At 66.8% G+C, this 9754-nt stretch carries 8 protein-coding genes, 1 tRNA gene and 1 pseudogene; 7 read left to right on the top strand and 3 right to left on the bottom strand.

Going from position 1 to position 9754, the window contains the following annotated elements; translation table 11 throughout:
* Positions 1-67: 67 nt before the first annotated feature.
* Both mutM and mutY read left to right on the top strand, forming a co-directional pair.
* Positions 68-880, top strand: a complete 813-nt coding sequence (gene mutM / locus Tchar_RS06465; protein WP_144328241.1) for a bifunctional DNA-formamidopyrimidine glycosylase/DNA-(apurinic or apyrimidinic site) lyase — start codon at positions 68-70, stop codon at positions 878-880.
* A gap of 23 nt (positions 881-903) precedes the next feature.
* On the top strand, positions 904-2094 hold the full coding sequence (mutY, locus tag Tchar_RS06470; protein WP_144328242.1) for an A/G-specific adenine glycosylase: 1191 nt from the start codon (positions 904-906) through the stop codon (positions 2092-2094).
* Here the strand turns inward: mutY and rapZ are convergent.
* The 3 genes and pseudogenes from rapZ to Tchar_RS06485 all read right to left on the bottom strand — a co-directional run.
* Positions 2076-2951: pseudogene (gene rapZ, locus Tchar_RS06475) on the bottom strand (RNase adapter RapZ); the annotation flags it as partial. The gene mutY and the pseudogene rapZ overlap by 19 nt on opposite strands.
* Entirely contained in the window at positions 2948-4594 is a 1647-nt protein-coding gene (recN, locus tag Tchar_RS06480) for a DNA repair protein RecN (protein ID WP_144328244.1), read from the bottom strand. The gene recN and the pseudogene rapZ, both read right to left, overlap by 4 nt.
* Positions 4591-5517, bottom strand: a complete 927-nt coding sequence (locus tag Tchar_RS06485) for an NAD kinase (protein WP_144328245.1) — start codon at positions 5515-5517, stop codon at positions 4591-4593. The genes recN and Tchar_RS06485 overlap by 4 nt, the downstream gene beginning before the upstream one ends.
* Before the next feature lie 35 nt (positions 5518-5552).
* Between Tchar_RS06485 and hrcA the strand changes: the two genes are divergently transcribed.
* The 5 genes from hrcA (at position 5553) to Tchar_RS06510 (ending at position 9544) form a co-directional block, all read left to right on the top strand.
* Positions 5553-6575, top strand: a complete 1023-nt coding sequence (hrcA, locus tag Tchar_RS06490) for a heat-inducible transcriptional repressor HrcA (RefSeq protein ID WP_144328246.1) — start codon at positions 5553-5555, stop codon at positions 6573-6575.
* A 160-nt stretch (positions 6576-6735) separates the two neighbouring features.
* Positions 6736-6812 (top strand) — tRNA-Ile (locus Tchar_RS06495).
* A 275-nt stretch (positions 6813-7087) separates the two neighbouring features.
* A complete protein-coding gene (cas6, locus tag Tchar_RS06500) occupies positions 7088-8158 on the top strand; it encodes a CRISPR system precrRNA processing endoribonuclease RAMP protein Cas6 (protein ID WP_144328247.1) in 1071 nt (356 codons plus the stop codon).
* Between the two features lie 28 nt (positions 8159-8186).
* Positions 8187-9341 carry a CRISPR-associated ring nuclease Csm6 gene (gene csm6, locus Tchar_RS06505; protein ID WP_201739316.1) on the top strand — a complete coding sequence of 385 codons (1155 nt, stop codon included), beginning with the start codon at positions 8187-8189 and terminating at the stop codon, positions 9339-9341.
* The gene (locus Tchar_RS06510; RefSeq protein ID WP_144328248.1) at positions 9338-9544 is read left to right on the top strand and encodes an ADP-ribosylglycohydrolase family protein; all 207 of its coding nucleotides are present in this window, start codon (positions 9338-9340) and stop codon (positions 9542-9544) included. The genes csm6 and Tchar_RS06510 overlap by 4 nt, the downstream gene beginning before the upstream one ends.
* Positions 9545-9754: the final 210 nt, after the last annotated feature.

Raw genomic sequence — 9754 nt, forward strand, 5'->3', positions numbered from 1 at the left:
ATCGGTCGGGTGGTCGTCGATGATAATCGACCCATCGCCACGCTGCATTCTGCACAGAGAAGCGCCCATGCCAGAGTTGCCAGAGGTCGAGGTCACGCGCCGCCGCATCGTGGCGCCAATGCTGGGCGCCCGCATCACCGGGGTACGCCTGGGGGCGCCCCTGCGTTGGCCCCTGGGCATCGAGCCGACGGCCCTGGTGGGGCGGCGGGTGCAGCAGGTGGGGCGGCGCGGCAAATATTTGCTCATCGAGCTCGACCACGGCGGGCTGTTGCTGCATCTGGGTATGTCGGGCAGCCTAGCATGGTGGGACGATGCGCCGCCACCGGGCCGGCACGACCACTTCGACTTGTGCACCGACCGCGGCACACTGCGCCTGCACGATCCACGCCGCTTCGGGGCCGTGTTGTACGTGGACGGCGCAGAGGATGCGCGGGCGCGCAAGCTGCTGGGCGCTCTGGGCGTGGAGCCGTTGGAGCCGGCGTTCGAACCGGTGTCGTTTCATGCCGCGCTGCGTGGGCGGCGCGCGCCGATCAAATCGGTCTTGCTGGCGGGCGACGTGGTGGTGGGCGTGGGCAATATTTACGCCAGCGAAGCCCTGTTTCGCGCCGGCATTCGGCCCACCACACCGGCCTCGCGCCTGGGCCGCACCCGTGTGGCGCGCCTGCACGCCGCCATTCGCGAGGTGTTGCAGCGGGCGCTCGATGTCGGCGGCAGCACGTTGCGCGACTTCCGTGTCAACGGGCAGGACGGGCACTTCCAGCTCGAATTGTGGGTGTACGGTCGCGCCGGCGAGCCGTGTCGGGTGTGCGGCACGCCGATCCGCGCCATCCGACTGGGGCAGCGCTCGACCTTCTATTGCCCCCGTTGCCAGCCGCGCTGAAGCGTGACGACGTTCGATTGGTGATGGGCACCAACGAACCTGTTACCACGGTCGCGGGCGAGCACGGCGACGGCCAGGTGGGTCGGTTGGCCCTCGACCATGTCACGGCGGGCGGCGCCGCCAGCGACCTGTTCGCCCGCGTGGTGGCGTGGCAGCGCCGCTGCGGCCGCCACGATTTGCCCTGGCAGCGCACGCGCGACCCGTATCGGGTGTGGCTGTCGGAGATCATGTTGCAGCAGACCCAGGTGCGCACGGTGCGGGGCTACTACGAGCGCTTTTTGCAGCGCTTCCCCGATGTGCAGGCACTGGCCGCGGCCGAGCTGGACGAGGTGCTGGCGCTGTGGAGCGGGCTGGGCTACTACAGCCGTGCGCGCCATTTGCATGCGTGCGCTCGTTGGGTGGTGCAGCGGTATGGCGGACGCTTTCCCGCCGACGCCGACGCACTGGCGGCGCTGCCCGGCATCGGGCCTTCGACGGCGGCGGCCATCGCGGCGTTTTGTTTCGGCCAGCGGCGCTCGATCCTGGACGGCAACGTACGCCGTGTGCTGACGCGCCTGTGGGCGTGGGACGACACCACGGCTGCCGGACGGCGTCGCTTGTGGCAAGCCGCGCAGGACGCGATTGCGCCGACGGCCAGCGCCGAAGACATGGCCGCCTACACCCAGGGCCTGATGGACTTGGGGGCGACCGTGTGCACGCGCAGCCGGCCGCGTTGCGGTGCCTGTCCGCTGGCCGATCGGTGTGCGGCGCACGGTGCGGGGCAGCCCGAGGCGTGGCCGCGGCCGCGCCCGGCCACCGCGCGCCAGTCGCTGACATGGTGGCTGCCGCTGTTCGAAGCGCCGGACGGACGTTGGTGGCTGCAGCGCCGCCCAGGGCGCGGGGTCTGGGCCGGGTTGTGGGCGCCACCGGTGTTGACCGCGGCGCCCGCGCTGGCGGCCTGGCGGCAGGCGGGCGTCGAAGTCCGGGCCGAGACGCCTTTTCGGCACGCGTTGACGCACCGCGAGCTCACGCTGCATCCGCTGCGGTGTCGGTGGGGGTGGGGACGCGGGCCAGACGACCGGGGCTCGCCGCCTGCGCTGCCGGCCGAGGTGGGCGCGCCCGATCAGGGGGCGTGGTGGTCGCCCGCACAAGCGCTGTCGCTGGGGCTGCCGGCGCCGGTGCGGCGCTGGCTCCAAAAACTCGTGTCCGACAGCTGCCCCTCCAATTCGCGGTGACGCCGCTGCACCGACCAGTGTTGGGCGAAGTGCGCCGCCAAGCGCTCCACCAGATAGACCGAGCGATGCTGCCCGCCCGTGCAGCCCACCGCCACCGTGACGTAGCTGCGGTGGTCGCGCACCATGGCCGGCAGCCAATGCTGCAGAAAGCCGATGATGTGCGACAGCATCGTCGCCACCTCGGGCTCGGCGTCCAGGTACGCCGCCACCGCTGCATCCAACCCGGTCAGCGCTCGCAACGCGGGCTCGTAGTGCGGGTTGGGCAGCATGCGCACGTCGAAGACGAAATCGGCGTCCATCGGCACGCCGCGCTTGAAGGCGAAGGATTCGAACACCAAGGCAAGCGGTGCGCCGCGGCGCACGAGCAGGGTTTTGACCTCGGTGCGCAGCTGCGCGGCCTTGAGCTGGCTGGTGTCGATGACCAGCGCGCCCTCGCGCAACGGGGCCAGCAGATCGCGCTCCATGGCCAGCGCTTCCACCAGCGCCCGGCGGGTGTCGCCGCCGTCGCGCGCCGACAGCGGGTGCATGCGCCGGGTTTCCGAGTAGCGGCGAATCAGCACCTCGTCGGTGGCGTCCAGATACAACACCGTGAGATCGATGCCACGCGCGCGCAGCGCTGCCAAGCGCTGCGGCAGGCCGGGCAGGGACGAGGCACTGCGCACGTCCATCGCCACTGCCATGTGCTCGACCCGGTGCGCGCGTTCGACCTCGACGAACGCCTCCAACAGCTCCGGCGGTAGGTTGTCCACGCAGTAGTAGCCCGCGTCTTCCAGCGCGTGCAGCGCCACCGACTTGCCCGAGCCGGACATGCCGGTGATCAGCACCAACTGCAAAGAGGCGGGGGCGATCTCGCTCATGGTTGCAGCAGCTCGCGTGCGTGGGCCAGCGAGGCTTCGGTGCCGGTGCCGCCCAGCATGCGTGCCAGCTCCTGCACGCGGGCCTCGCCGTCCAGTGGGGTGACGTCACTGACCGTGGCGCCGCCGACGGTGCGTTTGCGGACGTGCCAGTGGTGGTGCGCGCAGGCGGCCACTTGCGGCAGGTGCGTCACCGCCAGCACCTGCCGCTGCGTGCCCAGGCGTCGCATCAGGCGGCCGACCGTGTGCGCCACGGTGCCGCCGATGCCGCTGTCGATCTCGTCGAAGATCAGGGTGGGCGCCTCGCCCAGCGCGCTGGTGGCCACGGCAATGGCCAAGGCCAGGCGCGAGAGCTCGCCGCCGGAGGCAACCTTGGCCACCGGCCGCGGCGTGGCACCGGCGTGCCCGGCGACCAAAAACTCCACCCGTTCCAGGCCATACGCCTGCGCCTGTGCCAGCGGCTCCAGCTGCACCACGAAGCGGCCGCCACTCATGCCCAGACCCTGCATCGCGTCGGTGATGGCCGCCTGCAACCGTTGTGCCGCTGGTACGCGCTGTTGCGACACCTGCCGCGCCGCCTGCAAAAACGCCTGTTCGGTCAGGGTTGCCGCTTGCCGCAGCGATTCCACGTCGCCTTGGCGTTGCACGTCGCGCAGCCGTTGCTGCCACGCGCGCCAGCGCTGGGGTAGCTCCTCGGGCGCGCAGCGGTAGCGCCGCGCCAGCGCCAGCCAGCGTGCCAGGCGCTCATCCAGCGCAGCCAGGGTCTCGGGCTGCAGCTCGGTACCCTGTGCGGCATGGGCCACGTCCCGACACACGTCGCCCACTTGATCCAGCGCCTGTTGCAGCACGGTGACCCATTCGCCGTAGCGCGGTTCGATGTGCTGGTGCTCGCGCAGGCGGCCGATGGCGTGCGCCAGCAGCGCGCGGGCATTGGGCTCGCCGGTGTCGAGCGCGTCCAGCGCCGCCTGGGCGGCGTCGATGAGGGCCTGCGCGTTGGCCAGCCGGGCGTGCTGGCGGTTGAGTTCGGGCCACTCGTCGTCGCCGGGGGCCAGCCGTGCGACCTCGTCGATCTGCCACTGCAGGCGTTCGCACTCCTGCTCGCGCGCGGCTTGGCCGGCTTCGGCTTCGCGCAGTGTCTCTTGCGCCGCGCGCCACGCCGTCCAGGCCGCCTGCAGGGCGCTGGTGTCGATGCGTCCATAGCGGTCGAGCAAGGCGCGCATCGCGTCGGGACGGGTGAGGCTTTGCCAAGCGTGCTGGCCATGAATGTCCACCAGCCAGGCACCCAGCTCGCGCAGCTGTGCCGCCGTCGCCGGACTGCCATTGATCCATGCGCGGCTGCGGCCCTGGGCATCGACCACGCGCCGCAGCAAGAGCGGCTCGTCCTCGGTGGCATCGAACCCTTGGTCCTGCAGCCACGCTTGGGCGGAAGCGGGGACCTCGAATTCGCCTGCCACCTCGGCACGCGCGGCGCCTTCGCGCACCACCTGGGCTTCGGCCCGGCCGCCCAGCAGCAATTGCAGCGCATCGATCAGGATCGACTTGCCGGCACCGGTTTCGCCCGTCAGGGCGGTAAAACCCGGCCCGGGCTCCAGTTCCAGCCGATCAACGATGACGAAGTCGCGCACCGTCAGGCGCCGCCAGCTCATGCCACCACTCCCTCGTTCCAGTGCAACTTGCGTCGTAGTGTGTCGAAGTAGCTCCAGCCCTGTGGGTGCAGCAGCCGCAGGGTATGCGCCGAGCGCCGCACCACGATGCGATCACCCGGCAGCAGGCTGGTGAAGGTTTGCATATCGAAATGCGCGCTGGGCTCGCGCCCGGCCACCACCACGATGGCGATCTCGCCGTCGCTGGGCAGCACGATCGGGCGGTTGGATAACGTGTGCGGGGCGATGGGCACCATCACCCAGCCGGCGATGGCTGGGTGCAGCAGCGGCCCGCCGGCCGACAGCGCATACGCGGTGGAGCCGGTGGGCGAGGCGATGATGAGTCCGTCGGCGCGCTGATTGGCCACGAAATGCCCATCCACCTCCACGCGCAGCTCCACCATGCTGGGCGCGCCGCCCCGGTTGACCACGACGTCGTTCATCGCGATGGTCTGAAAGATGCACGCGCCGTCACGCCAGACGCTGGCTTGCATCAGCGCCCGCTGCTCCTCCTCGTAGGCGCCGCGCAACATTGGCTGCAAGACGGCGGCGAAGCGCTCGAACGGGATGTCGGTGATGAAGCCGAGCCGCCCCTGGTTGATGCCCACCAGCGGCACACCGTAGGGGGCGAGTTGGCGACCGATGCCGAGCATCGTGCCGTCGCCGCCCACCACCAGCGCCAGCTCACAATGGGCGCCGATGCCGGCCACATCCCGCACCGCGTCACCCAGCGGGCCCAAATGCAAGGCCGTGTCGCGCTCCAGGGTCACGTCGCAGCCCTGCTCGTGCAAAAAATGCACCACTTGCGCCAGCGCCTCGCGGCTGCCGCCGGCGTGGTACTTGCCCACCAGCGCCACCCGCTGGAATGGCCGCGCACGTGGCGCGGACGCAGAGGGCGACAGGGGCTGCACGGCAGGCGGATTCATGCTCAAATTACACCATGGGACACGATGAGTTCTCGATGTTAGACGAGCGATCGCGGTTGCTGTTGAAGGCGTTGGTCGAGCGCTACATCGCCGACGGTCAGCCCGTGGGCTCGCGCACCCTGTCTAAAGCCGCCGGGCTGGACCTGTCGCCGGCCACCATCCGCAACGTCATGAGCGACCTGGAGGAGCTGGGCTTGGTGGCCAGTCCGCACACCTCGGCCGGCCGGGTGCCCACGCCGCGGGGCTATCGCTACTTCGTCGATACGATGCTGACGGTGCGCCGCGCCGAGCTGTCGGCGTTGGAGGCGTTGCCCGCGCCGGCGCTGGCCGCCGAGCAGCCGCGCCAAGTCATCAGTCAGGCGGCGCAGCTGTTGTCGCAGCTGTCGCACTTCGTGGGCGTGGTGCGCGTGCCGCGCCGCCCGGTGGTCTTTCGCCACATCGAGTTTTTGCGCTTGTCCGAGCGCCGTGTCCTGGTCATCCTGGTGTCGCCCGACGGCGACGTGCAAAACCGCATCCTGCACCCCAGCAGCGAATTCACCCAGGAGCAGCTGCAAACCGCAGCCAACTACCTCAACGCGCATTACGCCGGCCTGACGCTTGAGGCGGTGCGCGAGCGGCTGCGTCACGAGGTCGATGTGCTGCGCGGCGAAATCGCCGAAATGATGGTCAAGGCGGTGGAGGCTGGCCACGAGGCAGCCCAGCAGGACGAGGTCATCATCGCCGGCGAGCGCAATTTGCTGGAGGTGGACGACTTCGCGCGTGACATGGGCAATTTGCGCAAGCTGTTCGATCTGTTCGAGCAAAAAACCCATGTCATGCGCCTGCTCGACATCTCGGCCCAGGCCGAAGGCGTCAGTATCTTCATCGGGGGCGAAAGCCAGGTCGTGCCCTATGAGGAGCTGTCGGTGGTCAGTGCCCCCTACGAAGTGGGCGGGCAAGTGGTGGGCACGCTGGGCGTCATCGGCCCACAGCGCATGCCCTATGACCGCATGATCCAGATCGTCGACATCACCGCCAAGCTGGTGGGCAACGCGCTGAGCCAAACGCGGGGCGATTGAGTCTGCGCGAGTAGCACATGGGCAAAATGCCATCGTCAGGCACTTGCCGTCGCGGACTGCTTGGCGCCGAAGCCAGAAAGACGGGTTTGTGGGTCGGTTGCCTCTGGGGGTGCTTGCGACGCGCCGGTGGCTGCCGCGGCCTTCGTACAATGGCGACTGTGGGCCGTTAGCTCAGTCGGTTAGAGCAGGGGACTCATAATCCCTTGGTCGCAGGTTCGAGTCCTGCACGGCCTACCAAACCAATCAAAGACTTTTCGGGATATTCCGCAAGGTCAACTGACCCTACAGCGGTCAGTGTGCACGGGGCTACTTGCTCGGGCCCCCAAGATCGCCCCCATCTTCCGTTTAGACAGCCCATACCGCAAGGCGATGTCGCGCACCCGCTCGCGCCCGCGTCGTAGGCCGTGCGTATGGCCACGTCGCACCGGCGCCTCTGTTTTTGATGCGGTCACCCGTCCGATCCCATCAGGTCAGACGAAACACGCCCTTGCCACGCAAGCAGCGGCAAAAGGGTGGGCCTGTGTGCAGATTTTTATGTAACCATTCGGGGGCCGGCACCGATTCTTGCAGAAGTGTCTGACTTGTCAACAGCACATATGAGCAACGAAATATCCACTCCAGGGCAGTGGCCAGGGCTGAAAATCGGTTGTTACCGTGCCCGTTTTTTTGCTGATGCCCCGGTGCACATGGGCGAGTTTCCTGGTTCGGCCTGGCGTGGGGCGCTGGGTCATGCCCTGAAGCGCACCGCTTGTGTCACGCGCCTGCCGCAATGTCGGCCTTGCGCGCTCTACCAAAGCTGCGTCTATCCCTACTTCTACGACACGCCGCCGCCCCCGACGGCGCAGAAAATGCGCCGCTATGAGACGACGCCGCACCCTTTCATCCTCGAACCCGGGACTGCCGGGGGGTGCAGTTATCAGCTGGGCTTCAAGCTGATTGGGGTGGCCAACCGGCAGCTGGCTGTATTCATCCACGCCCTGAGTCAAGCGGCGCAGGGGCCCAAGGGAGTTGCAGGCAATCGCTTGCAGCTTGAGGCAGTTGAGCAGGAAACCTATCCGGGGAGTGGGCACTGGCGTTGTATCTACCGACCGCAGGAGGCGCTGCAGGCCCTACCTCAGGTTGTTCCCCTCACGCCAGAGGCGCCCGGTGATCTCCGCATAGAGCTTCTGACCCCGCTGCGGGTCAAACGCGACGGCCGCCACGTGGGGCCGCGGGAGTTTCGCTTTGCCGACCTCTTCGGCACCCTGCTGCGTCGCATTTCGATGCTTTCTTTTTTTCATACCGACACGCCGCTGGAGACTGACTTCAAAGGGCTCATGGCGCAGGCGCGCGCCATTGAGGCGGTAACCGCTCTTAACTGGGAAGACAAGTTGCGCTATTCCTCCCGCCAGCAGGTTGCGATGAAGTTGGGCGGCGTCATTGGCCACATTGAGATTCGCGGCCAGGATCTGCGCCCGTTTTGGCGCTACCTATGGCTCGGGCAGTGGCTGCATGTCGGCAGCGGCGCCACCATGGGGCTAGGGCAGTACCGCGTCGAAGGCGCAAGCTTGCCAGCCCTGCACGACGCTGGGTGCCAAGCCTAACTTGTGGGGGCAAGAATCAGGACGAGCCATGACCGCTATGCCATCGATTGCTCCCCACGCCTATCCACGCCGCATTTTGCTTGCCGTCACCGGGCTTTCGCCGCAGGTGGTAACCGAGACACTCTATGCCCTTGCGCAGCAGGCGATGCCCTTTATACCGACCGAGATTCACCTCATCACGACACGGGAAGGCAGCGAGCGGGCGCGTTTATCCTTGCTTTCCGAAGAGCCTGGTTGGTTTCATCGCTTCATGCGCGATTTCGGCTTGAGCAATACCATCGCCTTCAATAGCGGAAGTATCCATGTGATGCACGATGTGCACGGCAACCCGCTCGATGATATCCGCACACCCGAAGATAACGAATGGGCCGCCGATTACATCACCGCTTGGGTGCGCCGTTTCACGGCTGACGCCGAATCAGCGTTGCACGTCTCGATCGCCGGCGGGCGCAAGACCATGGGTTTTTATCTCGGATACGCCTTGTCGCTCTATGGCCGGCCGCAAGATAGGCTCTCGCATGTCCTGGTATCGGAGCCTTTTGAGTCAAGCTGGGACTTTTTCTATCCAACCCCCTACGAGCGCGTCATTCAGGTGCGCAACAATACGCTGGCCAATTGTCAGGACGCTCGCGTCACCTTGGCGGAGATTCCGTTCGTTCGTCTGCGTGAAGGCTTGCCGCAGCGTTTGCTCAACGGTAATAGCAGCTTCAGTGAAACGGTACGCGCGGCTGCGCGTGGCCTGGCCGAGCCGCGTCTGGTGCTAAACATCACTCAAGGCAAGGCTCAGGCCGATGGCGAGCCCATCGACCTTGGTCCTACGGAGTTTGCCGTGCTGCTGTGGCTGGTCAAAAGAGTCATGGAGGATAACCCGGAGGTCCAATGGGGACGGCGTGAGGAGGCCGAGGAGTTCATGCGTTTGGCGCAAACGGTGCTCAACCCGGCTGGTGGAGAGTACGAGCGCCTGTACAAAGCCATCGAATGGCGACTGAACGACCCCAAAGCGCTCGGCGAGTATTTTGAGCCGCAGAAAAGCCGCATCAACAAGGCGTTCGCCGCCGCGCTTGGCGAAAATGCCGTTGCTCGCTACCAGATCCGCCGCACGGGCGCGCGCGGGGCAAGCCGCTATAGTTTGCCTCTGACGTCCGATCAGATCGAGATTATCGACGCAGACGAAATCCAGTGAAAGGGGACGCCGAGGATGCGTTGCGCAATGCCGTCTCCTTAGGCGGTGATGCCGACACCCATGCCGCCATCGCCGGCCCCGTGGCCGAGGCCCGCTTCGGCATCCCGCAGGACATCGCTGCCGCCGCCTTGGCGCGTTTGCCTGCGGACATGCGCGCCGTGATCGAAGCACTCTATGCCGCCGTCCGGCCGACCAACGCTTGAACCCGGATTGTCCATTGCGACGAACCGTTTGATTTTTTAAAGCCGCCGACCCTATCGAGTCGCCCCTGAAATATTCATAACATCATGATTTTTCTTGTGTTATTGTCTGTTTGCGAGTACAATTTCCCCCAGATTTGATGGTCTGATGCGCCGTTTTCTGGGAGTTTTTCGATGTTTGCCTGCCCCGCCACCGAGGACTTCTTCCGCTTG

Origin of the sequence: Tepidimonas charontis (genome assembly GCF_007556685.1) — a bacterium.
Classification (GTDB): Bacteria; Pseudomonadota; Gammaproteobacteria; order Burkholderiales; family Burkholderiaceae_C; genus Tepidimonas; species Tepidimonas charontis.